Below are 26,129 nucleotides of genomic sequence, written 5' to 3' on the forward strand. Positions count from 1 at the left end.
ACAGACATGAAAAGATACTACTTCATTATTCGTGTTTTACCAATTTTCTTGCTCGCTCTTGGCGGCGGGTGCAAGAAAATGCTTGATATAGATTCTTCGCGGACGGTCAAAGAAGAAAATATGTGGAATGCTTTGGAAGATACGCGTGCTGGGCTGATGGGTATATACGGTTTAACCAAGGCCGCATTGGACGATAATAACGGATATTGGCTTTACGGAGATGTACGATCCGGTGATTTTGAAAGTCCAAACCGGCAAGACCTGAAAGCCATTATAAAAAATGATCTCAAAGCGAATTATGAATCGCTAAATGCATTATCCAACTGGCGGCGCTGGTTTGCGGTGGTCAATGCCGCAAACATATTTATGGAACGTGCACCAGAAGTACGCCAGAAGGATATGCGGTATACCGAAAATAACCTTGTAGTGGATGTTGCCCAAGCGCGATTTTTACGTGCTTATGCCTATTTCAACATGGTACGTATTTGGGGAGATGTCCCCTTGATCTTAAATTCTCATGATGGCAATTTTGAAAATAAGCCTCGCGAAGATCGTTTAAAGCTCTATGCCTGGATTGAAAAAGAAATGTATGAGGCGGCACAACTGCTGCCTTATTCCTATAGCACTGGCGATGAGCAGCAGATTGGGGATTATTATAATGAAAGCTCCTCACGCTGGAATGGTGCGTTGGTACGGAAGCTTTCCGCCTATGCGATCTTAGCTCATTTGGCCGCCTGGCAAGCGAATTATGCTGATGTCGCATCTTACTCCAAATTTGTGATGGATAATTATTCGAAAGGAGGAGCTTATTATTTATCTTCTTCTTTCCTGACGGATGGCAATGGTTTTTTCTTTGAAAAACGATCCGAACAGATGTTTTCCTTTCCCTATATCTGGGCGCATGTCGAAGCTTCATTTACAGGTCATATTGAGGAACTTACACTGGCGGCGCCTGTGGTGAATAAATCTGTGCCCGATATTTACATGCCTAAAGAAATGATTCTAAAGACATTCAATGAGAAAAAAGATCAGCGTTTCAGCATAGATACCCTGGGCAATCCGAACACGGAAGTCTACTTCCGGAATTTCAATGGTAAATATCCGATTTTCAGTAAGATCAAATGTATCATGGGGGGCACTTCTGATCCCACTTTTCGGATTTTTACCAGTGCGACAATTTTAACCCGCTTGGAGGATGTCGCTCTTTTGCGGGCGGAGTCCTTGGCTGTACTTGGTGAAAAATCCGCCGCTATCGAGCTATTAGATGAAATTCGGGAAAGGAGGGGCCTTAAAGCATACAGCGAAACTGCTAATGGTGATTTGGTTGACGCGATCTTCCTGGAACGCAAACGGGAACTGATGGGGGAAGGGCATCGCTGGTATGATATGATCCGCCGCGAAAAGATAAAACATGACAATCCGAAATTGGCACAACTGATAGCCGATGATGGTATTTACTGGCCTATCGCAAAGGAAATCCTCTCACAGAATAAGTTAATAGAACAAAATGCTTATTGGAAGTAAAGAAGTAACAGCTATGAAAAAGAACTTATTTATACGGTGCATATTCGCATTGGCAGTTACATCTCTGTTGTACGCCTGTGCCAAAGATAAAGGTTACTATTCGCCAATGGCCAAGGAACCTGTTTATAAGGGTAATTTATATAGTTATCTAAAAAGTAAGCCTGGGGTATATGATTCCTTGGTTAAAGTTATCGACCGGATCGGACTGCAAAAGAAACTGCAAGATAGTACGGTCACTTTGTTTGCACTGACAAATGCTAACTTTCAATTGGCGGTTCAGAACCTGAATAATACATTGAATGTATCGGACAAACCGGCCCAATATTTAAATTCTGTGAAATATGAAATACTGGATTCGCTGATGTGTCAGTACATTATCCAGGGAAGGATTTCCAGTGATTCACTCACAAATCAAGATGGGAAGGACGTATTGGGGATACGCTACGGTTATCCGATGCATATCGGTCTCAATAGACAGGCGTCATCGGGATATATGAATGGAGGTCCAACAATAGTTGATTTCTCCGACACAAGAAGATCCGTATTTAATCGCAATTGGGTGACGACGGAAACAAGTTCGCTAAATATCCAGACAGATAACGCTGTGGTCCATGTGCTTAATCCTGACCATGTTTTCGGCTTTAATAAATTTGTCAGTCAGATTATCTATATCCCACCACCTGAGAATTTATTTAAAACAATTGGCGGAGTAGGATCCGCATCAAAAGAAACGTCCGGAGGTCCGAATGCTGTGGAAGCATCCAAGTATGTATTTGATGGCAATCCAGAGACCAAATTCTTCTTGTCAAGTCCCGGACAATTTTATATCCAATGGGATTTTCTGGTTGCTGTCGCTGCGAACAGCTATACGCTTCGGTCAGCGAATGACATTCAACAGCGGGATCCAACAGATTGGACCTTACAGGGATGGAACGAAGAGACTTCCAAATGGGATCTTCTGGACACCAAAAAAGATGAAGCTTTTGATGAGCGTTTCCAGTTAAGGGTATTCTTTTTTACCAATACAAGAGCATATAAAACCTATCGTTTGAATATCGCACGCATGTATGGGGGCAGTGATTTCCAACTTGCAGACTGGACAATGAACCGAAATCAATAACCAATTTAAGAATGTCTAAGCAATGAGAATTTTTAAAAAATACAGAATACTGGATAAGGGACTATGTTTTTATTGTAGTCTACTTGTTTTAATGTGTGCAGGCTTAAATGGGTGTAAAAAAATGTATAATTTGCCCGAAGAGAAGGAGTTTTTAAGCGTGAATCTGACTTATGACGGGAAATCCTTCTATCCCATTTTAGGACGGACCACACGTATGGGGATAGTGAATACAGACCATTCAACAACGCCATTAAAGTTTGAAATTGTCAATCCCCGCTACGGCGATGGAAGGCCGTATACAGATCTTTTTCAGGTAAAACCAGTCTATGAGTGGATTTCACGGTACGATGGAACAGAGAAAAATCTGGCAGAAATCGAAGCCAAAAGGAAACAGGTCAACAGACCGCTTTTTGAGGTCGATTCGACAGGGACATTTATTTTATGGAACTCCTCAACGAATGCGCTTATTACACCTCGAGCCAAAGATAGTATTGACCTGGTTCAAAATGTTCGCTATTTCGATCTGAAAGTTTCCAATTCAGGCGGAACTACCATTGTCAAAGATTTTATGATCCTACCATGGCGAGTACAGGACTATGAACCCTATTCGGATAAAAATCCGTATAACGGTGAAATCGCACCAGACCCCCAGGATCCTAAAAACCCCAAGAAGCAAAGCTATATCTGGCCTTCCTATATGAATGACATCTTTGGAGAATCCAGTAACCAATTGTTGCGAACCAATGATGAGTTTAAAGATTTGGTGGTTTATATACGCCCTTTTAGTGGTGGAAATGGTCATAATTTAAGATTTGTTTTTTTGAACAAAGATAAAAATCCGATCAACCCTGATAATTTCAACGAAACAAATTGGAACGAGCTGGTACATGGTTTTAACATGAAAAAAACGGAAAGTTATGTTCAATATGATGTCGCTTATCCCATTCCCCTTACAAATTACCCTACTAAATATACAAATGGAGGAAGTGCAAAGGTAGATTTTAGTTATTCTAGAAGAGGTTTCGGAGGGATCTTGATTACAGCGGGTTTCGGATTGAACTTCAAATTATTTACGAAAGGAGACTGGGAAATTGTTTTTCATTTCCAAAGAGAGAATCCACGATTTGATAACGAATAATAGAAATAGTTATGCGATTAAAGATATTTTATAATAGTTGTGTTCTCTTGATATTGTGCATGTTCATGTCGTTGGAGGTATTTGCACAAGCGATCATTATGTCAGGGAAAGTGACTGATGAAAAAGGGCGGGCATTGAGTGGAGTAACAATTCGTTATGGCAAAACATCCCGCGAAGTGACATCCACAAATTCATCGGGAGCATTTAGTGTGACTGCGGTCGCGGGATCATCCATTTCGTTTAGATTGATCGGTTACGATGGTGTAAGCACTACTATACGAGCAGACCGAAATGTCAACATACGAATGAAAGAATTGGATAATCAGTTGGATGAAGTGGTTGTTCGTGGTTATGTTAAACGACCGCGGGAAACAACAACGGGAGCGTCAACCAAAATCAGCGGCAAAGAGATTCAAGATATTCCAGCGGCGAATGTGGAGAATTTACTCCAGGGTAAAGTTGCGGGCTTGAATGTACAGGTGAATACTGGAGCCCCAGGATTTAGAGGGTCTACACAGATTCGGGGGCTTTCAACAATTAGTGTCACAGGTTCGGGAGACCAGTCATTCTTGACACCGACTTCGCCTTTGTATGTTATTGATGGGGTACCAATGGATGCGGATCGTGCAAATGAGCTTGGCCTCAGTCAACAAGGACCCGGTATTAGCCCACTATCACTCATACCGCCCGAGGACATAGAGAATATAGAGGTATTGAAAGATGCACAAGCAACTTCTCTATATGGTTCCTTGGCAGCTTATGGTGTTATCATTATTAACACAAAGCGCGGAAATTCAGAAGTGCCCCGTGTACGTTATACGGGAAACTTCTTCCTGAAGACACCACCAAAATTAAGAGAAACTTTGGGTGGTAATCTCGAGCGTCGGCTTAAGTTATTACAAATTTATGGTAATGCACTATCGCAAGATGACTGGGATCGTATTTCCCAAACCCCCATACTTTCGGATAGCTTAAATGCTTATTTTAACAATTCGACCAATTGGCAGGATTTATTCTATGCGACAACCTATAATCAGACCCATAACGTTGCGATAGACGGCGGGAATCAAAAGCTAAATTATAAAGCCAACTTGAATTATTATAATGAAAACGGAATCATAAAAAATACTGGTTTTGACCGTTACATGGCCAACATGCGATTTGAGTATTATCCAAATGAAAAATTTAGATTCACGGCTCAGGTCAATGCTTCACTAGGGTCAAAGAGTAAAGGTAATGGATTAGGGATTTTGCAGTCCGGAGTGGCAAAAAATGGAATGGCTTCAACCCTGTTGCCCGGCCCCTCGTTTTATTTAGCCTCATCGGGTTATAATTCAGCACTAAAAACAAGGAATGATAATTCTTCTAAGTCGATAAAACCTTTTATCGAAGCCTCGTATGAGTTTATTCCAGGTTTGCGGGCAACCACAACGGTAAGTTATGAGTCTACTTCCGACAACGAAAGTACGTTTACTCCGGCGGAAGCAAACGGTCAGTTTGCCCAGGTATATGCCTATTATGGACGATATAATTCGTTATATAACCGTAACTCTATTAACTATAGCCGGACGTTTAAAGAAAAACATACAGTGTTTTTCAACCTGTTCAATGAAATCCGTACGTTGGAAAAGCAAGCAAATGCTGCATTGCAAGCTCGTACACCTAACGACCAATTTGAAGGACCACTAGGGTTTGATGGGTACTTTTCGAAAGGCGGAGGATTGCTGCGCCGAGGCTTTGGAAAAGAACGTGGATTGTCTTTTGCAATTGCCGGCACCTATGATTATATGAAAAAATATGTCGTGGATCTTTCTTATCGTATGGACGGTTCATCACAAAATGGGTTTGGAAATCTATACACCAAAAATCCCGCGGTTGGTTTTCGTTGGAATGCCTATCATGAAGACTTTTTAAAAGAAGTAGACTGGATCAACTTATTGTCGATCCGCACAAGCTGGGGGGTAAACGTTATGCCTAATAGTACCTTGGAACGGGTTTATGGAAAATATGATATTACAGGCGGGTATAATGATAAAATCGGTATCGGAATCAATTACGAACAGATTCCTAATCCAGATTTAAAACCGACAACCACCAGTCAATATAACCTGGGTTTGGACATGGCGTTCTTCAATAACCGGTTTGAGCTGACCTATGATACTTATTACAAGAAAGTAGATAATATCTTGTTTGAGGAGAAGTTATCTACCTCATTGGGCTTTGACAAGGTAAATAGCAATTCAGCGGCTATTGCTAACTATGGTCATGAGCTCGCTGTGATGTATCGACCATTTACCGAAGGTCGCTTTACCATGTCCGTCGGTGTAAATGGCGCCTTTAACCGGGATGTATTGCTCAAATTGCCAGAACATTATGGTGGTCAATTTGTTCGCTGGGATTATACCAATGACCTGAGACAGCATATCGTTTTTAGAGTAGGAACATCGACCATGTCAAATTACATGTTATTAAACCGAGGTGTTTATAGAACCGATGCGGATGTACCTGTGGATCCTGTGTCAGGTCGTCGGTATCGCATGGCAAATGGGACAGAATTTCAAGCAGGAGACCCGATTTTTGCCGATTTGGATGGTAACTATATTTTAGATGAAAACGATTATGCAAGAACAGGTAATTCTCAGCCGCTCATTACTGGAGGTCTACAATTGAATTTAAATTATAATCATGAAACTTTAGGAACGTTTGGTCTAAATGTGTATGGTTCATACACTGCTAAACGTACGATCTTAAATAATGCGCTTGCGGAGCGGCTGCGTCTAATGAATGATCCTTATGGAAGCCAGGCTGTCGTTCCGTTGGACGACATTAATATGTGGATGAAGCCGGGGGATATCGCGGAATATCCATATGCCTACGATTTTAGACGTTATTCGAGCATTGATCCATTTCGTATGGATCAAAGTTTATGGGCGGAAGATGGATCCTATTTCAAATTCAACAGTGTTACACTGTCCTATATGTTTACGAAAAGCGCAGTTAGACGCTATGGCCTAGAGCGTTTAAGGGTATATGTAACGGCTGAAAACGTCGCTACCTTGTCAAAATATAGTGGGCCGAACCCGGAAAACGTGAGTAGCATGGGAAGGGACGCTTCAGGTGGATATCCTGTCCCAAGGCAATATAGTGTAGGTGTTAATATAGATTTCTAATCGCTAGGTGTTATGAAAATTAGAAGAAATTTTACAAGAATTGCATTTGTTTTAAGCCTATGCGTCATATTGACCGTTGGCTGTAAGAAATTTTTGACAGTCGAACCCATTGATCGACTTACAGGAAATAACTTTTATCAGTCCAAAGAAGATGTAGAGGCAAATATTGCGCGTATATATAGTCAGTTTTTTGAGAAGATAAATGAGTCTTGGGTCATGGGGGCGATAGGAGAGGCCAGATCTGGCGAGATTTTCTCTTCGCCCACTTCATCAAATGATCGTATGATCCTGAGGGATCTAGGAACGAACAATATGAATGCCGTTTATGTCAATACCTTGCCCGGTGGGCGCTCTAGCGGTTATGCCATGTACAAGGTGTCGAGCTGGGATATCTATTACAAGGTTATTCAAAGCTGCAACATTTTGATTGCCAAACTGGAGGAAGGAATTCCGGGATTGTCGGCGGCGGACAAAGACCGTTACAAAGCGGAGGCGACTTTTATGCGTTGTCTCAGCTATTTTTGGATGGTTCGTCTATATGGTGATGTGGTTTACTATACGGAGGCCTATTTTGCTAAACAGCTGGCACGTGAGGACATGGTTTCTGTGATCAGTAAATGTATTTTGGATTTAGAATCTGTCAAAGATATTATGCCCTGGTCATTTGGTGACGCATCGCAGCGCGGCGCAAGAGCGAGCCGAGGTAGTATCATTGCATTGTTGATGCATATGAAAATGTGGAATGCCAATTTTGATTCACCTAATGCAACAAAATATTATGAAAGTGTGGCGGCATTGGGTAAAGAGCTGAGAGCAAGTGGCGTTCATTACCTTTATGCTTTAACACCGGAAAATTGGGCAAAAGTCTCCAAAGGACGAACAGAAGAATCACTTTTTGAGTTTTATCGGACCATTAACTACGGCGATCAAAATAATGCTTATGCGCCGCTTTGGGATCATTTCCTGCGATGGCCCTATAAATTCCCCCGATACAACCAGCAATTTAGTATCGCGTATTATTCATCTGTTTTTATGTACCGTATCTACCCGCTTAATGGGCCCGCGGATAAGCGGAAGGAGCTCTGGTATGAGGATATGTATGCCGATAATGGCCAGTTTGTACTTAAAAAATTCGCGGCCAACGTCTTTGCTTCGGGCAATGAGGATTCTAATCCCGACAATACCTTCATGATATTTCGTTATGCGGATGCCCTTCTCCTGGAGGCCGAGGCCTTAGCCAATCTTGGTGCGTCAAGGGAAGCCGAGGCTATCGCTGTACTCAACATCGTTCGGGACCGTGCCGAAGCGACCCGTTATTCAGGTGGTGGAACCGATCTTAAGAATTTTATTTTCGAAGAGCGCTGCCGTGAATTGATCGGTGAAGGTATGCGGTATTTTGACCTGATCAGAACAAGACGGATATTAAATCCACAGTGGACAATGACACCGATGACGATTGATCAATATAATCGTCGTGCATGGACCTGGCCGCTGGATCCTTCGGCTAAGAATTTCAATTCTAAGATTGTGTTAAATAGTTATTGGACTGGCGGAAACTAAATCTATATGTATTATGAGAAGATTTAAAATTAGAGGCTATATTTTTATGATCAGCATGTTGCTATTGAGCATGGGATCCTGTAAAAAAGATGAGTATTACAAAGATGGTGGTTTAGCTCAGGCAAAGTTCGATGGCTCAATCATGGAATATTTAGACTCAAAACCAAGGGAATTTGATTCCATCGCACAGATTATTCGGCTAGCGGGACTGGAAAATGATTTTCAGACCAAAGAGTTTACCTTTTTCGCCCCTAGAGATGAGAGTGTCCAAAAATTAATCGGTCTGGCGAAAGGCAACGCCCAGCGAGGCGCATCCGGTGTGAATATGCTGTTGTATCTTCTTGGGCGAGATACGGTAAAAACATTGGCAGACGTTGACAGTACCATCTGGCGAAAATATCTATTGCGTTACATGTTCAATGGCAAACGGAAGTTGATGGATTACCCACAGATTGATTTTGACTTGCTGAATGTATTTAAAGGACAAAATTATACCTCATTGGGAAATACCGTGTCCAATATTGGAGTGGTATATAACGATGCGATCAATGATTCGGATAAAAATAACATCACCAGGCTAAAGTATATGGGCTATCGCCAGCTCCATATTTCTTATATCCCCGATATCAGCAGACCAACGGAATGGTGGGCTTGCCCCATCGCTTCTTCGGATATACAACCTGACAATGGTGTTGTGCATGTGATTGATTATACAAAAGCTGATTTCGGTTATAGATCGGGAGAGATTATTGCTGATATTTTGGAAAGTAAACGTTAAAAACCAGTTGTGAAATAAATTATGAAAGTTATGTACAGAACGACGTGGAAATATATTGCTTTATTATTCTTTATTCCATTATTATTTGGATGTAACAAAGACAATAAGACTTTTTCGGCTCCCTATGAAGAGGGCTTACCGCCACTGGATATCGAAATAAACCCAACGGATAAGATGCAACCTGAATCCGGGAAAACTGGTGCTGAGACCGTAATGCGGATAAAAGGATTGGATAAATATAAAGATAAGGCCGTTATCAGATTTAATGGGGAAAAGGCAGAAGTTGTTGAGTTGACTGCGGATCATGTAAAGCTAAAAGTTCCACCATTCGCAAGCACCGGTGTGCTTTCGGTTACCATAGATGATATCGTTTTTTTTGGTCCGCAGTTTACCGTGCTGGGGAATGTTGCTTTGGATGCTACATTTCAAGTCGGGGTGGGTACAAACAATACGGTTTCGGATGTGCTCTTTCTGGAGGATGGCAAAATGATCTTTGCGGGATCATTTACCAATTATAATAACAAAGGATCCATACGGCCGATTAATCGCTTGGTGAGAACGTTTGCAGATGGTACGTACGACGCGAGCTTCCGTATAGGTACCGGTGCGAATAATTCGTTGAACAGCATCCTGAAATTAGGTAACTATTACTATTTGGCTGGTTCATTCTCCGGTTATGGTCAACGAAATACCGACATCAGCAATCTGACGCGTATTAATTTGACCGGAGCCATTGATACAATGGGGATAAAGCCATTCCGGAGGCCCGGTCAGCCAGATACCTTAAAATATTATCCGACATTTAATGGCGGTTTTGATGGTAATGTGGGTAATATTTATGAATCTGAAGGAAAGGTCCTAGCGACTGGAAATTTCCGATATTATATCCGCCGGACTTATGGAAAGCCCAACAAATTGGAAACAAGGGATACGGTTATCCTGGATAGTACGGAGATTAGACATATTGCCCGAATGAATCTTGATGGTAGTCTGGACAAAACGTTTCGATTCGGATCAGATGGTAAAGCATTTCCCGGTGGTAATGGGGCGGTAAATACGGTTTATCATCCGATAGGAGCGCAGAAAGGGAAAATTGTGGTTTATGGAACTTTCAACCGTTTCGATGGTGAAGCAAAAGGTTATATTACAAGGTTGAATGCAAATGGAACGCTGGATCCAACATTTAATACCGGAGGAACAGGTGCAGATTACAATGTAAATTCAGTTACTTACAATAGTGTAACGAATAAGTATATCGTCGTTGGGGCGTTTAGTAAGTATAATGGAGCGACTAGCGTCAAGATCATGATGTTGAACGCGAATGGTACATTGGACACTTCTTTTCAGCCCAAAATATTTGATGGGGGTAACCCTTTCTACGCGGTACAGTTGGACGACGGTCTAATTGTTGTTGCTGGTGATTTTGTGCGATATAACAATATTGCCCGCAATGGTTTTATGATTTTAAATCCAACCGGAGAGCTCAATGCGGCTTATAATACCTCGGGATATTTTTCTGGGTACGTGAATAAAGCGGTAGAGACAAGAACAGAAGATGGCAAACGTGCTTTGCTGATCATGGGATCCTTCAGCCGATTTAATAATGAGCAAGTCCATAATCTGATTCGAATTAAATTGGAACAATAACCTAAATATTACACTGATGAGAAGTCAAGATAATTTTCGATATATATATGTGTGGCTACTGTGCTTTATTGTTTTTGTCGCAGTAAGCTCTTGTAAGGATGAGTTTGGACGATTGTTGCCTGATAATACAGGCGCGCAGGATACTGTGGATTTGGTATATGGTAAGCCTAAAGTATTGTTGCTAATTGCGGATGGTGCCCGGGGAGAATCCGTACGCACCGCCAATATTTCGACCATAAACGGATTGTTGGACCATTCCATTTACTCCTGGGTTTCATTAAGCGAGGAACACACGGATATTAATTCAACAGGGGCAGATTTGGCAAATATTATTACCGGTGTAAGTGAAAATAAACACCTGGTCGTTGGGAATAATTTTAGCAATAATAATTTGCAGACTTTTCCAACTGTTTATACCCGAATAGCGGCTAATATAAAAACACCTGAATTTAAAGTTTATAGCAGTTCACAATTGTTTGTGGATCATTTAGCCCCCGTTACCGCGGCAAAATTTGAAAATTCAGATGAAGCAGTTGTTAACGGTGTTAAAGAGGGGCTGAAACAACCTGAACTCACCATGTTAACCGCTCATTTTACAGCAATAGACAAAGCTGGAAAGGCAAGTGCCTATGACAATAGCAGTGCGACCTACAAAGCTGCGATAGATAACTTTGATAAACAGGTGGGCGAAATTCTCAAAGCCTTGGAGCAACGCGCTACCTTTAAAAAGGAGAACTGGCTAGTTATTATTACATCAAGTAAAGGCGGACCTTTTGAAATTCCGCCTGCACAAAATGACAATACTATTTTTAGCAACCCTAATGTCAATACCTTTACAATTTTCTACTCCCCGAAATACAATTCGCGTTACATTAATAAACCTTATTTGGGAAGCCGTTTTTCTGGTGATTTTCTACGGTTTAAGGGTGGGATATTTGCTGAGATGACCGAAGGGGATAATTCACTTTTTGATCTGGGTGATAAAGATGAGGAATTTACCATCGAATTGAAAGTCAAGAAAAATAAGGGACCAAATAATACCTATAGATTTCCTAATTATCCATCTTTTATTGGTAAACGTGAAAAATGGGAATCTGGTGCACCTACAAATGGCTGGATCATGGCTTTCAAAGATGATTATTGGATGTTCAATGGGCGGGGTCCGAACGGAAGCGGTGAGGTAAATGGTCCGAAATTGAATAATGCGACATGGAACAACGTGACCGTGGTAGGAACGGTTACAAGTGATGGTAAAAGGCTGATCAAAACCTACACCAACGGTCTTCCGGGAAATGAAATAGATGTCAGTGGCTGGGGAGCCATCAATAGCCCGGCGAAGTTTCGATTAGGCCTAATGAATGGAAATAGTAATTGGAATGAAGGAGATTACTACATTGCCGATGTACGCTTTTGGAAAATCGCGTTACCTGAATCGGTGATTTCCCAATATAACTGTCAGGTAGGTATAAGTGATGATCATCCTTACTATCAAAACCTTGCGGCAAATTGGCCGGTTTTCGGTACTGTAACCAACGGTTTGCTTTACGATGAAGGGCCCTTTGGAAATACCTTAAAAGTTGGGAATTCAACTTATGAAATTTCAAAACTCAATGATTTCTTATGTGCGCCTTCAGTAGAAACCATTAGTACCTTGGTGCCCAAAAATACCGATATAACAGCGCAGATCTTCAGCTGGCTGCAGATTGCAAGGCAAGAAAGCTGGCAATTGGATGGGCGAGTTTGGGTGGATAAATAATCTTAAAAGAGATATTATGAAAAGACTTTTTTATTTTCTAACAATGATTTTGACCTATAGCCAATTTATGGCCTGTTCAAAAGATAAACTAGAGGACTTTGATTTGCTGGGGAACAATCCCGTACAGGTTATTGCCGAAGGTGGTGGGAAGGATTTGGTGAAGACAAACGACTATGTCCAGATCCCTCTCAAAGTTAAGTTAAGCAATCCGGCATCCAAAACCTTTGATGTAGAGCTGCAGTTGAATACGGATACCGTAACCAAATTGATCGAATCGGGAGCCTTAAAAGATGTTGTCACACTGCCCAATCAGGCATTTTCTTTTCCAAATGTGGTGAAGTTCCAATATGGATCCGATACGACATCATTTGTGTTAACCATTTCCCGAACGGAGATCGAAAGGATATATGGGAAAAAATTTGCGCTTTCTTATAAACTAATAAACCCTGGAAAGGGTAACCAATTGGGGAATCCCAATAGTATTATTGTGACGTTTGATTCCAAGAGCTTATTGACTCCGACTGATATTCATTACCTGTCGATCATCAATTCTCCAGCGAGTATAATTCTCGCAAGCAAACATACCAATTACAATACAACACCATCGGGAATTGAAATCCCTTTGGGTGTTTCTTTAGCATCCTTTCCAAGTAAATGGTTTTATGTAGAAATACGAGGTACAACAGATTCGATACCAAATTGGATTTCAAAGAATGTGTTGCCTGTGAATACCGTGGGAATGAAGGAAAATGAATATACGCTGCCGTCGCGTATACAAGTCCAGGGAAATAAATCATCTGCTGACTTCAGTATTTCCGTCCCCTGGGATATTATCGCAAAAAATAAAGATAAATTTCTTGCGCTGACCGTTTATCTAAAGGATCCAACATTGCACGTAATCAATCCACAAAAAAACTATACCACTATTTTGATTGACTGCGCAAATGTGGTCGAGTTTGATGTAACCAAAGAAGCTGTTTTAACCGTAAATAGAGATAACAATGGTGGACCAAATGCGGGCGAAGGAAGCCTGAAATTTGTAGATGACCTGACAAGTACTAAGTTTTTGCAAAGTGCATTCACAGGCGATCTCCAATGTACATTAACGTTTACAAGAACATTAAAAATTGGAGCCTATACGCTTACATCCGGAAATGACGCCATTGAACGTGATCCAAAAAGTTGGTTCCTCGAGGGGTCGTTGGATGGGACGAATTGGGTTGTTATCGATACAAGAACCAATGAAAGCTTCCCAAATCGGATCCAAACGAGACGGTTTAATGTTCAGAAACCAGGCAGTTATAAATTTTATCGTCTCAATATTACAGAAAATGTTGGAAGTAGTTTATTCCAATGTTCGGAATGGAGAATGATAGAATTCTTATAGTGGATATTACAGTAAGGAATGTTTTATATAATGATGAAATTTATGGCTATAAAATTGGAAAAACACGTGTATAGTCTATTGTTGCTATTCGTGTTGCTGGGCTGTAGTAAAAGTAAGGAAGTTGTGGTTGAAGAGCCGGAACTTCCTAATCCAGTATCCGCTTTTTCAATAAAGCAGGTGGCAAATGATGATCCTTTTACATTTGAATTCACGAATCAGTCCAAAGATTATACGGAAACGCGTTGGAGTTTTGGGGATGACAGTACCTCTTCGACAGCATCTCCAAAGCATACATTTTTAAATACCGGGAGTTTTGTTGTGAAATTGATGGTGCTTAATGAAAATGGAAATTGGGCACAGCGCGAAGAAGTTATTGACATTGACGCGGAAAAGTTGATTCGCTTCAATGCCGCAAAAAACGGAACCGGTAAACTGATGCTAAGCTACGATAGTGATATTGCAGTGAAAGGCGTCACCTGGTCCGTTATGACGGATAAAGATAAGTACCAGCAGGTTTCTGATCAGGCAAAAACCGATGTATCTGTCGCTGTAGGAACTTTTGCGACTTATAGACTGAATGTCACTACCCCCAAGGGATCCAAAGTAATTATTTCTAAACTCCTCACGGATTTAGGCATTGTAAAGGATTGGACAAATATTGATAATACATTCCGAATTTCGCAGGATAATTCGAGCGGACCCGATGCTGGTGAAGGATCAAAAAAATTAATTGATAATGATCTGACCTCTAAATTATTTATTGGTGGGTATCAACCAGGCATGTATTGGCAGTTCGCCTTTTACCAACCGCAGGTAATTAATGCCTATACCATCACAACGGGAAATGATTCTCCCGAAAGGGATCCCAAAGACTGGGAAATACAGGGATCTAATGATGGCGAGTCGTGGGTGACTTTGAATACTGTCACAGGTTATAACTTTGGTACAGCACCCACAGACCGGAGAAGATCGCAGCCGTTTACGTTCTCGAATACAAAATCGTATAGTTATTACCGCTATGTTGTGAAAGCTGTATCGTCAGGATCAAACTTTCAAATGACTGAGTTTCGTTTACTGGAGTTACCACAATAACGCAATAAAAAACAATTTTAGCGGCAATTGAAAGTACGCACGCTAGAAAAAGTGGGGTGATTTTTAGAAAACAGTATTGAGGTTTACAGGTTATAAAAGACCTGAACTTCAATACTGTTTGTTATTAAAAAAAATACTGAAAATAAGAGACGGAACCCCAAATAATCGTATTTGTATTGTAACCATCTTGTGAAAATAGGCTTGTTATCCCCTATATTTAAATTTCTTATTTATATTTACTAATACGTTTTAGCTTTTTGATGTATTTTAGGACGGCTTCAACCAAAACAAGAATTATGTTTAACATTAAAAAAATAACAGGCGGTGTCCTTTTTCTTTTTGCGTCTCATATAAGTTTGGCGCAACAATCTTCTCCGGTAGACTATGTAAACCCTTTGATCGGTACAGAATCTAAATATGAGTTGTCTAATGGAAATACTTATCCGGCGATAGCACGTCCCTGGGGAATGAACTTTTGGACACCGCAGACAGGTAATATGGGTGACGGTTGGGTGTATACCTATACTGCTGATAAAATTAAGGGATTTAAGCAGACCCATCAACCAAGCCCCTGGAATAATGATTATGGGCAATTTTCATTGATGCCCATGACGGGTAAGCCTCAGTTTGATCAAGAAAAACGGGCAAGCTGGTTTTCCCATAAAGCCGAGGTTGTGAAACCTTATTATTATAGTGTTTACCTGGCAGATCATGATGTCACTACTGAGCTTACACCTTCCCAACGGGCTGCGGTATTTCAATTTATTTTTCCCAAGACAGAACAGGCTTATGTAATTATTGATGCCTTTGATAAGGGATCTTATATCAAGGTTGTTCCTCAAGAAAATAAAATTATCGGTTATTCGACCAAAAATAGTGGTGGTGTTCCAGATAATTTTAAGAATTATTTTGTCATAACTTTCGATCGCCCTTTTTCGTATAAAGCCGGCGTAAGGAATGGCAATATCAAGGATAATGAATTGGAAATTCAGGATGATCATGCTGGAGCGATCATTGGCTTCCCTTCTTTAAAAAGAGGAGAGAAGGTAATGGCAAAGGTTGCTTCTTCCTTTATTAGTTTTGAACAAGCGGAGCTTAATCTCAATGAAGTGAAGTCTAAAACATTTGAGCAGGTAGCAGATGAGGGTAAAAAACAATGGAATGAGGTATTGGGGCGTGTTCAGGTAGAGGATAAAAACGTGGACCGTTTGCGTACATTTTATTCCTGTCTCTACCGTTCAACATTATTTCCACGGGATTTCTCCGAAATTGATGGCTCAGGAAGACGAATTCATTATAGCCCTTATAATGGCCAGGTTCTACCTGGTGAAATGTTCACAGATACAGGTTTTTGGGATACATTCAGAAGTTTATTTCCGCTTTTGAACCTGCTCTATCCGTCTATGAATGATCGCATGCAGGAGGGCTTAGTGAACGCCTACAAGGAAAGTGGATACTTGCCAGAATGGTCTTCACCAGGACATCGTGCGTCTATGATCGGTAATAATTCTGCATCAGTAGTAGCGGACGCTTTGGTCACCAATCGAACAGGTTATGATAAAGAAATCCTTTGGGAGGCCCTGAAACATGGTGCACATAATGCGTATCCTAAACATTCTTCTACTGGGCGTTTTGGCCATGAGTACTATAATAAACTAGGTTATATTCCAGCAGATGTGAAGGTTGACCAGAACGTGGCCCGCTCCTTGGAATATGCCTATAACGATTGGTGTATTTATGAATATGGAAAGACCTTAGGTAAACCAAAATCTGAAACAGCTATTTACGCACAACGGGCGATGAATTACAAAAATCTTTTTGACCCAACGACAAAGTTGATGCGTGGTAAAAAAGCGGATGGTTCTTTTGTCGCAAATTTTGACCCAAGTGCTTGGTCCCGTGAATATACTGAGGGTAATGCGTGGCATTGGAGTTTTTGTGTATTTCATGATCCACAGGGACTAATAGATTTGATGGGCGGAAATAAATCTTTCGTTTCCATGTTGGATACTGTCTTTGTTATCCCAAGTTATGAAGGAATGAAAAGTCGTAGCATGATCCACGAGATGCGTGAAATGCAGGTGATGAATATGGGGCAATATGCACATGGTAATCAGCCGATCCAACATATGCCTTACCTCTATAACTATGCCGCAGAACCATGGAAAGCACAATATTGGGTCCGTAAGATCATGGATAAACTGTATCTTCCGACGCCAGATGGTTACTGTGGTGATGAAGATAATGGACAGACTTCGGCTTGGTACGTGTTTTCATCATTGGGATTTTATCCTGTTTCACCCGGATCCGGAGAATATGTGATTGGTTCACCTCAGTTTGATAAGGTTACCTTAAAACTCGAAAATGGGAAAGAGGTCCGTATTCATGCGAAACAAGAGCGGGGCGATCAGGTTTATGTGAACCAGCTCTCCTGGAATGGAAAAGCTTATGAGAAAAACTATATTCGCTATTCGGATCTCCTCAAAGGAGCAAATCTGGAATTTAAAATGAGTACAGAACCGAATAAAAATAGAGGAACCAAGAAGGACGATGCTCCATATTCTTTCAGTAACGAAAAGTTTTAGTACGAAAGGTAAGGAAACAAATAATATAGTATAAAAAAATTACAGGTACAATTCACTTAAAAAAGTGAAACATAAAAAACCATGATGACTAATCTATTTGCTGTCATGGTTTTTTTACACGAATAAAATAATCTTGGCTATTTAAAGTCATACCTTTGTGGTTCGAAAATTCGATATGTTAGGTAAATTATTCCATCTTTTAACACTCTTTGCGTATCTCAATCTCTTGACGTATGAGTCATTCTCATCGACGACGGGACAAGTTTTGCATGCGGGAGAGACGATAGTGGAGTATTTTTTGGATGATGTATTGGATTTAGAACCTATTCATTCTTCACAAGAAGAGAAAGTTCTATTGCAGGATGACTACCGCATATTTTCTGTCAATAGTCAGGTACTGTCCATTTTCATATTTGTTTTTGGGATCGTATTTACTGCATTGTGCTTTTCCAAGGATAAAATACATCCATTTTATCGGTCAAAAACTCTTTGTCGACCAGGATATTATCAATTTTTATATAGATTCCGGCCTTTCTAAGGATTCTCCTATACTTTTCTATTGGAGTCTATAAAATAATAGTGTTTTTTATTTTTTCTGGTATCCAGGAGCAGTAGCTCTGGTGCATTCCTACACAATATTATTGTAGCTCCCATCTAGTTTTACATTTTATTTTTTATCGTTTTTATGAAGAAATTATTTGCACTGTGCCTATTATTGGGTGCGGTAGGGATGCTAGCTTCTTGCAGCTCCTCCAATGCTAATGCCGAGCAAAAGGAAGAAATTAAGAATATACCAATTACACCGCTTGTTGTAATGGATACGACTGTCTATCAGGAATATATTGCAGATATTCAGGCCTTGAAAAATGTTGAGATTCGATCCAAATTAAATGGGTTTCTAGATAAAATCTATGTGGACGAGGGTGCTTGGGTAAAAAAAGGCCAGATTTTATTCAGATACAATAACGAAGAGTATCGCTCGGAGGTTGCCAAAGCAAAAGCACAATATGATAATTCCATTGCTGAAGCTCAAAAAATCAAGCTTGAGATGGAAAGAACCCAAAAGTTGGTGGATAAAAATATTGTGAGTCCTTCAGAATATAATCTATTGAAAATTCAGTTGAAGGCCGCTAATTCTAAAATTGAAGAAGCCCGTGCTTTAGTTAATCAAGCCCAAACGAGATTGGATTATACAGTTATCCAGGCACCATTTGATGGTCGAATAGATCGGATCCTATTGAAGGAAGGTTCGCTACTGACAGAGGGAAGCCTCATCACGACGATTTCTGATCTAAGCCAGGTCAATGTTTATTTTGATATTTCAGAACGGGAATACCTGACGATGATGCAAGATAAAATGAATGGAAAGGAAACTCGTAAAACGGTAAAATTAATTTTGGCGAATGGGGCCTTATACCCGCATGAAGGGGTTGCGCATATTGTCGAAAGTGAATTTGAGGCAAACACGGGGTCTATTGCACTTCGGGTGCAATTTCCAAATAAAGAACATATCCTGAAGCACGGTGCTACTGGTAAGATTGCTGTGCCGATGGAAACTGGAGAACATGCATTTGTACATCAAAAATCAGTATTCGAGATACAGGACAAGACTTATGTTTATACTATGCAGGCCGATAGTACGGTCAAGATGACACCTTTTGTTGCTGGTCCTCGTGTAGGCCATTATTACATCGTTGAGGGCGGCCTTGATCCAAATGTTAAAGTGGTTTATGAAGGCGTGCAAAATTTGCGTAATGGAATGAAAATTAATCCAAAATTGAGGAAGCTGTAGCGGAGGATAAATTATGTTTGAAACATTTATAAAAAGGCCCATATTATCGCTTGTAATATCGGTTTTTATTACACTCTTGGGCTTACTGGCATTATTTACGTTGCCGATTACGCAATTCCCAGACATTGTACCGCCGTCGGTGGTTGTAAACGCCAATTATACAGGAGCGAATGCCGAAGTAAGTACCAATGCCGTCGCTATTCCATTGGAAAAGGCGATCAATGGTGTTGCAGGGATGACCTATATGAACTCCGTATCTACTAATAACGGAAGTACGGTGATACAGATTTTCTTTGAAGTAGGAACGGACCCGGATATTGCTGCGGTCAATGTTCAGAACAGGGTGACGACTGTACTGGATGAATTGCCTGAGGAGGTTATTAAAGCTGGGGTAACGACAGAGAAGGAAGTCAACTCCATGTTGATGTACCTGAATGTCTTTACTGAGGATGAAACTGCAGATGAACGTTTCATCTATAATTTCGCCGATATCAATATCCTTAAAGAGCTGAAACGTATTGAAGGGGTAGGACTCGCTCAGATTATGGGTATGCGTGATTATGCGATGCGTGTATGGGTAAAACCCGATCGTATGGCGGCATATAATATCTCTGCCGAAGATGTGGTAGCGGCTTTGCGCAAACAGAATATTGAAGCTGCGCCTGGGCAAACTGGGATTAGCTCAGACAAAATGCGCAATATGCAACAGTACGTCTTGCGTTATCCAGGAAAATTCACAGAGATTGATGAATATGCCAATGTGCCTATCCGTGCAAATTCCAATGGTTCGATTATTCGTATCAAGGATGTAGCAGACGTTGAATTTGGCTCGCTGGATTATGAAATGGTCTCCAAAACAGACGGGCGCCCATCTGCATCTATCATGTTAAAACAGCTACCAGGATCAAACGCACAGGAAGTTATTCAACGGGTCAAAGATCGTATGGCTGAACTGAAGCAGAATTCGTTTCCAGCGGGTATGACCTATACCATGGGTTATGATGTATCACGTTTCTTGGATGCGTCTATTTCATCAGTTATAAAGACCCTATTGGAGGCATTCCTATTGGTTTTTATCGTGGTGTTTATCTTTTTACAGGATTTTAGAGCGACTGTTATCCCAATTCTGGCGGTACCGGTCTGTCTGATTGGAGCCTTGTTTTTCATGCAGATGTTAGGCTTTTCAATCAACTTGTTAACACTATTTGCTTTGGTATTGGCAATTGGAATTGTGGTCGACAACGGGATTGTGGTCGTAGAAGCAGTTTACGCCAAGATGGAGGAAGAACATCTACAGCCCATGGAAGCAACCTTAGAAGCCATGAAAGAAGTTGGAGGGGCGGTAGTAGCAATCACATTGGTGATGTCGGCAGTTTTCGTTCCTGTAGCCTTTCTTTCTGGCCCAGTAGGTATATTTTATAGGCAATTTTCGCTGACTTTGGCCGCGGCTATCGTGATTTCAGGTATAAATGCCCTAACGTTGACACCGGCATTGTGTGCACTTTTCTTAAAATCACCACATGATCGCAAACCATCCAATAATTGGCTGGATCGTTTTTTCAAACAATTCAATGCTATTTATGACCGAACCGCTTTCGGTTATAAAGGAATATTGATGAAAACAAGTGCTAGACGCGGACTCACGCTACTCTTGTTGGGTGGATTCTTTGTTGCTACTTGGGGAAGCAGTGCGATATTGCCATCGGGCTTTATTCCAACAGAAGATCAAGGTATGATCTATGTCTCGGTAACTACACCTCCAGGGGCAACAGTAGATCGTACCGAGCGTGTATTGGATAAGATTGATTCTGTTGCACGTAAGTTGGATATTGTCGAAACCGTTTCAACCTTATCGGGATATAGTATCGTTACGGAGGTCTCCGGTGCATCTTATGGGATGGGGATGATTAACCTTAAACCTTGGAAAGAAAGAGATCAGACGGTCGATGATGTAATCAAGGAATTGCGGGAGAAAACAAAGGATTTTGTAGATGGGCAGATTGATTTCTTCCCTCCACCGACAGTTCCGGGATTTGGTAACTCTTCAGGCTTTGAATTACGGTTGTTGGACCGTAGCGGTAATGAAGATCTCAATAAGACGGCGGAGGTATTGCAGAAATTTATGGAGGATATGGAGAAAAGTGAAGTCATTCAGGATATCAGTTCCAGTTTTGATGTCAACTTTCCGCAGTACATGCTGAAAGTTGACTATGATATGGCTGCAAAGAAAGGTATATCTGTAGAAAATGCAATGAATACCCTACAAACCTTGATGGGGAGTCTCTATGCTACAAACTTCATCCGTTACGGGCAAATGTATAAGGTAATGGTGCAGGCAGGACCTGAGTATCGCCAGCGGCCTGAGGATGTGCTCCGTCTATATGTAAAGAATGAAACGGGAGAGATGGTTCCTTATAATGCTTTTATTTCCATGGAACGTATTTATGGTCCCGAGCAGATTACCCGTTATAATATGTTTAGTTCAGCGATGGTGACAGGTCAGTCTTCTCCTGGATTTAGTTCAGGACAGGCGATCGAGGAAGTTGAAAAGATTGCATCTTCTTTGCCGCAAGGTTACAGTATCGAATGGTCGGGGATGACGCGTGAACAGAAGATTTCAGGAAATCAGGCCCTGTATATTTTTGCGCTCTGTTTACTCTTTGTTTACCTGTTGTTGTGTGCTCAGTACGAAAGCTTTTTATTACCATTACCAGTTCTCCTCTGTTTACCTGCCGGAATTTTTGGAGCCTTTATTTTCCTGAAAATATTTGGCTTGGAAAACAATATTTATGCTCAGGTCGCACTGGTCATGTTGATCGGTCTTTTAGGTAAAAATGCGATCCTAATTGTGGAATATGCTAATTTGAAATATAAGCAGGGAATGGATATTGTGACTGCTTCAATTGAGGGGGCTGTCGCGCGTTTACGTCCTATTTTGATGACTTCTTTCGCATTTATTGCTGGATTGATTCCATTAATGATGGCAAGTGGGGCTGGTGCTTTGGGGAACCGGAGTATCGGTACAGCTGCAGTCGGAGGGATGCTTATCGGGACAATATTAGGTGTTATCGTTATCCCGGGGCTGGTGATCTTATTCTCAAAAAAGGAGAATAAAAAACAGGTTATAAAACAGACATCGTTAGTAATTGCTGCACTTATTCTTTTTGGTAGTTGTTCGGTCCCCAAGAAGGCGGCACAGCCTGAGAAAATTGCCATACCGACCGCCTTTGCAGAAAGGACTGCCATTGATAGCGTAAATGTAGGGAATCGGTCCTGGCGCGATATTTTTAAGGATCCACTTTTAGTAGCATTGATTGATTCAGCATTACAGCATAATATTGATATTCGTCAATCGATCTTACGGTTAGAGTCGGCACAAGCTTATTTTAAACAGCGGAAGGCTGCATTAGGCCCTACTGTAGAAGCAGCTGTTGAGGGCGGAATACGTAAATATGGACACTACACGGAATCGGGTATCGGTAACTATGATTCAAACTTTTCGGATAATTTGAAAAATGATGAAAAGTTGCCTGAACCATTTATCCCAGATTATTTTATTGGACTTCGCTCTTCCTGGGAAATTGATCTATGGGGTAAATTAAAAAGTCAAAAACAAGCTGCTTATTTTGGTTTGTTAGCCGAACAGGAAGGAAAACGCCTGTTGGAAACAGAATTGGTGTCCAATATTGCAACGGCCTATTATGAGTTAATGGCTCTCGATCAAAAGATAAAGGTGTATAATCGCAATATTGAACTGCATACGAATGCACTTGAAGTCGTTGAGGTAAAAAAAGATGCCGGTTATGCCACGGAACTGTCTGTGCAACAGTTTAAAGCACTATTGGCAAATTCTAAATCTGCTCAGGAGAAATTAAGTCAGGAGATTGCACTGTGGGAACATCATATCAACGGACTGTTGGGACGATATTATCAGCCTATTAAGCGCAGTGAATATATTGAAAACACAAATCTATATCATGCAATGACTTTTGGTACACCAGATGATCTGGTCAATCAGCGTCCGGATATCAAAACAGCATACCTGAAGATGATGGCATCATCAAACAATCAAGAAGCATCACGGCTGGCTTTTTTGCCTTCAGTAGCCATTAGTCCTTTTGTAGGTTTACAGAGCTTCAGTTTCAATAAGTTGTTTAATTTGGATAAATCCATTGCTTATAATTTATTTGGAGGGATTACACTACCTATATTGAATCAAAGACAATTGAAGACACAGTATGAAATTGCAAAAGCCGATTACGGAATTGCTTTTTTAGACTATGAAAAATCGGTTGTGAATGCTTATAACGAAGTTTCTAATGTCATTATGACCCAAGAGGCAATCAGTAGACGTAGAACATTTGTGGACGAACATGTAAAAGCCTTGGACCTCTCCATTGAAGCAGCACAGGAGCTGTTTATCGCTGGACGTGTGACATCGCTGGATGTGGTTACGGCACAAAAAGAATCCTTGGAAGCCCAGATTGGAAAAGTTGAACTGGAAAAAGAAAATACCTTGAACCAGATTTTACTTTATAAAGCTCTTGGTGGGGGGTGGAAGTAAATCCACTTTTGAGATAAAAGAAAACTATTTTTCATGCGATAAAGAATTAATTTGTTAATTCTTAGACCCAAAAAAAGGGTCAAGGAAAGAGGCCGTCGTGAGATGTCCTCTTTTTTATTGTTATTTTTATGTAGTTTAGCTTTGACGATGTTGAACCTGACTTTATTATGTTGCAACGCATTTTTGTTTTCATTTTTCTATTTCATTTAAGTTTTTTATTAACTGCACAGGACTATTCGGATAGTACCAAGATTTTTCAACGGTTAGAATATCTAATGGAAAATCAGAAGATGTATGTTAAAAATCGGGAAGACAAATTGGATAAACTAAAACAAGAGGCGAAAGCACTTGAAGCTGACCAAATCCGTTTTTTTGAGAAGAATTATGAAATTTTTGAGAACTATAAAAAGTTCGATTCTGATGCTGCACTTACCTATATCACGCTTTGCCAAAAGTTAGCTCCAGCCAACAATGATTCACTTCATACAGTTATTCAATTGGATTTAGCCTGGGTTTATTCGACGATTGGACGTTATATTGAAGCATCAAAATTGCTGAACCAAATTAGTCCCGCGGGCCTTGCTACCAAACTTTTAGCCAAATATTACGATACTTATAGTTCATTTTATAGTCATTATGGACAAAGTAACAACCGTCAGGAATATTATCAAGCAAGTGAACGCTATCGAGATTCATTATTACAGGTTTTACCGAAATCTTCATTGGAATATCGGACGACCATTGCGATAAAGACCTTATTTAATGGCAGTCGGGAAGATGCGAAAAAGCAGTTTTTCAAGCTTTGGACAGAAAATCAGAAAGACTTGGAGCAGCGCGCCTTATTGTCCTATTTTATTAGCTTGATCTATAAATACGAAAAAAATACGGCCAGTCAACTTTATTATCTAGCTGTTTCAGCGAGTGCAGATATTGAGATGGCAAATCGAGACAATGCGTCATTTCATGATTTAGCGCTAGCTTATTACGATAAACAGGATTTTGATCGTGCCTTTCGCTATATTGAAAAAACGATTGATGATGCGATGTTGTGTAAAGTACGTTATCGGATTATTGAGGGCACTTCTTCCTACCCGATCATTAATGCGGCCTACCAACAGAAAATCAATAGTCAGAATAAGCAATTGATCGCCTTGGTTGTTGTGGTTAGTATTTTGTTGCTCGGTGTAATTATCGGCTTGATTGTAATCTATCGTCAAGTCCAGCATTTGCGAAGGATCAGATCCGAATTGTCAGGGACCAATCAGCAGTTGCGGTCATTGAATACTGAAATCAATCAAACGAATTTAAAACTCTCAGAATCCAATCACATTAAAGAGGAGTATATTGCGCAATTTTTTGATATGTGTTCAAGTTATATTGACAAAATGGAAGATATACGAAAAGCATTGCTGAAAAAGGCTTCCAATCACCAGTGGGAAGCAATCCGGGAGCAATTGAAATCGACACAGATGGAAGAAAGGGAGATACAACAACTCTATATCAATTTTGATCGGATCTTTTTGAACCTTTATCCAACGTTTGTTGATGAATTTAATGCCCTCCTTCAGGAGGACGAGAAGATATATCCGAAGAAAAACGAATTGCTCAATACTGAACTGCGTATTTTTGCTCTAATTCGTCTAGGAATAGATGACTCGGTTAAGATCGCTAGTTTTCTTAGATATTCCCTTCGTACAGTTTATAACTATAGGACCAAGGTACGTAACAAAGCAGCTGGCCATCGCGATGCCTTTGAGGCTTCTGTTTGTCAAATTGCAACTATTGATCGACCTTAATATCCGCTGATAAACACCGAATAACTAGTAATTCAAGCCTGCATTCGATCTCTTTTTAGTACTTTTTATCTTGTGTTTGTTTTTGTATAGCTCTGTATTATAGTGTGTTGTGTTTTTTTAGAGGTACTTTTTAAGTACCGTCGCTTTTTTTTCTGTTTCGGTCCTGCTAGTTTTGTTTTGAGCGATGGAGCAGGGGAAACTCCTCGCTAGTTTGGAATAA

15 protein-coding genes are annotated in these 26,129 nt (G+C 40.6%); all 15 read left to right on the forward strand.

Translation table 11 applies throughout. The features are described from left to right. The first annotated feature begins 6 nt into the window (after positions 1-6). The 15 genes from ABFX33_RS25305 to ABFX33_RS25375 all read left to right on the forward strand — a co-directional run bounded on the left by ABFX33_RS25305 (position 7) and on the right by ABFX33_RS25375 (position 25,909). Positions 7-1,524: a RagB/SusD family nutrient uptake outer membrane protein gene (locus tag ABFX33_RS25305; protein WP_346089041.1), complete on the forward strand. Its 1,518-nt coding sequence runs from the start codon at positions 7-9 to the stop codon at positions 1,522-1,524. A gap of 13 nt (positions 1,525-1,537) precedes the next feature. Beyond that, positions 1,538-2,644 (forward strand): fasciclin domain-containing protein, encoded by a 1,107-nt coding sequence (locus ABFX33_RS25310; protein WP_346089042.1) that lies wholly within the window; start codon positions 1,538-1,540, stop codon positions 2,642-2,644. 121 nt (positions 2,645-2,765) lie between these two features. Further along, the gene (locus ABFX33_RS25315) at positions 2,766-3,782 is read left to right on the forward strand and encodes a DUF5007 domain-containing protein (RefSeq protein WP_346089044.1); all 1,017 of its coding nucleotides are present in this window, start codon (positions 2,766-2,768) and stop codon (positions 3,780-3,782) included. A 65-nt stretch (positions 3,783-3,847) separates the two neighbouring features. After that, positions 3,848-6,952, forward strand: coding sequence for a SusC/RagA family TonB-linked outer membrane protein (locus tag ABFX33_RS25320; protein ID WP_346089045.1), 3,105 nt, complete (start codon positions 3,848-3,850; stop codon positions 6,950-6,952). A 12-nt stretch (positions 6,953-6,964) separates the two neighbouring features. Beyond that, on the forward strand, positions 6,965-8,512 hold the full coding sequence (locus ABFX33_RS25325) for a RagB/SusD family nutrient uptake outer membrane protein (protein WP_346089046.1): 1,548 nt from the start codon (positions 6,965-6,967) through the stop codon (positions 8,510-8,512). A gap of 13 nt (positions 8,513-8,525) precedes the next feature. After that, complete coding sequence (locus ABFX33_RS25330; protein ID WP_346089047.1) at positions 8,526-9,290, forward strand: fasciclin domain-containing protein; 765 nt, start codon at positions 8,526-8,528, stop codon at positions 9,288-9,290. Positions 9,291-9,320: 30 nt separating this feature from the next. After that, on the forward strand, positions 9,321-10,937 hold the full coding sequence (locus ABFX33_RS25335) for a DUF5008 domain-containing protein (RefSeq protein ID WP_346089048.1): 1,617 nt from the start codon (positions 9,321-9,323) through the stop codon (positions 10,935-10,937). Between the two features lie 16 nt (positions 10,938-10,953). Further along, the gene (locus ABFX33_RS25340) at positions 10,954-12,693 is read left to right on the forward strand and encodes a hypothetical protein (protein WP_346089049.1); all 1,740 of its coding nucleotides are present in this window, start codon (positions 10,954-10,956) and stop codon (positions 12,691-12,693) included. A gap of 16 nt (positions 12,694-12,709) precedes the next feature. Beyond that, the gene (locus ABFX33_RS25345) at positions 12,710-14,080 is read left to right on the forward strand and encodes a hypothetical protein (protein ID WP_346089050.1); all 1,371 of its coding nucleotides are present in this window, start codon (positions 12,710-12,712) and stop codon (positions 14,078-14,080) included. 42 nt (positions 14,081-14,122) lie between these two features. Beyond that, positions 14,123-15,172, forward strand: a complete 1,050-nt coding sequence (locus ABFX33_RS25350; protein ID WP_346089052.1) for a PKD domain-containing protein — start codon at positions 14,123-14,125, stop codon at positions 15,170-15,172. A gap of 296 nt (positions 15,173-15,468) precedes the next feature. Continuing rightward, positions 15,469-17,757, forward strand: a complete 2,289-nt coding sequence (locus tag ABFX33_RS25355; protein ID WP_346089053.1) for a GH92 family glycosyl hydrolase — start codon at positions 15,469-15,471, stop codon at positions 17,755-17,757. A gap of 175 nt (positions 17,758-17,932) precedes the next feature. Then, positions 17,933-18,295, forward strand: coding sequence for a hypothetical protein (locus ABFX33_RS25360; RefSeq protein WP_120261878.1), 363 nt, complete (start codon positions 17,933-17,935; stop codon positions 18,293-18,295). 147 nt (positions 18,296-18,442) lie between these two features. After that, a complete protein-coding gene (locus ABFX33_RS25365; protein WP_120261877.1) occupies positions 18,443-19,549 on the forward strand; it encodes an efflux RND transporter periplasmic adaptor subunit in 1,107 nt (368 codons plus the stop codon). Between the two features lie 13 nt (positions 19,550-19,562). Continuing rightward, complete coding sequence (locus ABFX33_RS25370; RefSeq protein WP_346089055.1) at positions 19,563-24,113, forward strand: efflux RND transporter permease subunit; 4,551 nt, start codon at positions 19,563-19,565, stop codon at positions 24,111-24,113. A gap of 275 nt (positions 24,114-24,388) precedes the next feature. Continuing rightward, entirely contained in the window at positions 24,389-25,909 is a 1,521-nt protein-coding gene (locus ABFX33_RS25375; RefSeq protein WP_346089057.1) for a DUF6377 domain-containing protein, read from the forward strand. Positions 25,910-26,129 lie beyond the last annotated feature (220 nt).

Source organism: Sphingobacterium ginsenosidimutans (assembly GCF_039536865.1).
In the GTDB taxonomy this organism is placed as follows: domain Bacteria; phylum Bacteroidota; class Bacteroidia; order Sphingobacteriales; family Sphingobacteriaceae; genus Sphingobacterium; species Sphingobacterium detergens.

What these genes read in the sequence shown, in the direction of transcription:
- ABFX33_RS25305 (WP_346089041.1), top strand. Translation starts at nt 7, where the DNA reads ATGAAAAGATACTACTTCATTATTCGTGTTTTACCAATTTTCTTGCTC.
- ABFX33_RS25310 (WP_346089042.1), top strand. Translation starts at nt 1,538, where the DNA reads ATGAAAAAGAACTTATTTATACGGTGCATATTCGCATTGGCAGTTACA.
- ABFX33_RS25315 (WP_346089044.1), top strand. Translation starts at nt 2,766, where the DNA reads ATGTATAATTTGCCCGAAGAGAAGGAGTTTTTAAGCGTGAATCTGACT.
- ABFX33_RS25320 (WP_346089045.1), top strand. Translation starts at nt 3,848, where the DNA reads ATGTCGTTGGAGGTATTTGCACAAGCGATCATTATGTCAGGGAAAGTG.
- ABFX33_RS25325 (WP_346089046.1), top strand. Translation starts at nt 6,965, where the DNA reads ATGAAAATTAGAAGAAATTTTACAAGAATTGCATTTGTTTTAAGCCTA.
- ABFX33_RS25330 (WP_346089047.1), top strand. Translation starts at nt 8,526, where the DNA reads ATGAGAAGATTTAAAATTAGAGGCTATATTTTTATGATCAGCATGTTG.
- ABFX33_RS25335 (WP_346089048.1), top strand. Translation starts at nt 9,321, where the DNA reads ATGTACAGAACGACGTGGAAATATATTGCTTTATTATTCTTTATTCCA.
- ABFX33_RS25340 (WP_346089049.1), top strand. Translation starts at nt 10,954, where the DNA reads ATGAGAAGTCAAGATAATTTTCGATATATATATGTGTGGCTACTGTGC.
- ABFX33_RS25345 (WP_346089050.1), top strand. Translation starts at nt 12,710, where the DNA reads ATGAAAAGACTTTTTTATTTTCTAACAATGATTTTGACCTATAGCCAA.
- ABFX33_RS25350 (WP_346089052.1), top strand. Translation starts at nt 14,123, where the DNA reads ATGGCTATAAAATTGGAAAAACACGTGTATAGTCTATTGTTGCTATTC.
- ABFX33_RS25355 (WP_346089053.1), top strand. Translation starts at nt 15,469, where the DNA reads ATGTTTAACATTAAAAAAATAACAGGCGGTGTCCTTTTTCTTTTTGCG.
- ABFX33_RS25360 (WP_120261878.1), top strand. Translation starts at nt 17,933, where the DNA reads ATGTTAGGTAAATTATTCCATCTTTTAACACTCTTTGCGTATCTCAAT.
- ABFX33_RS25365 (WP_120261877.1), top strand. Translation starts at nt 18,443, where the DNA reads ATGAAGAAATTATTTGCACTGTGCCTATTATTGGGTGCGGTAGGGATG.
- ABFX33_RS25370 (WP_346089055.1), top strand. Translation starts at nt 19,563, where the DNA reads ATGTTTGAAACATTTATAAAAAGGCCCATATTATCGCTTGTAATATCG.
- ABFX33_RS25375 (WP_346089057.1), top strand. Translation starts at nt 24,389, where the DNA reads ATGGAAAATCAGAAGATGTATGTTAAAAATCGGGAAGACAAATTGGAT.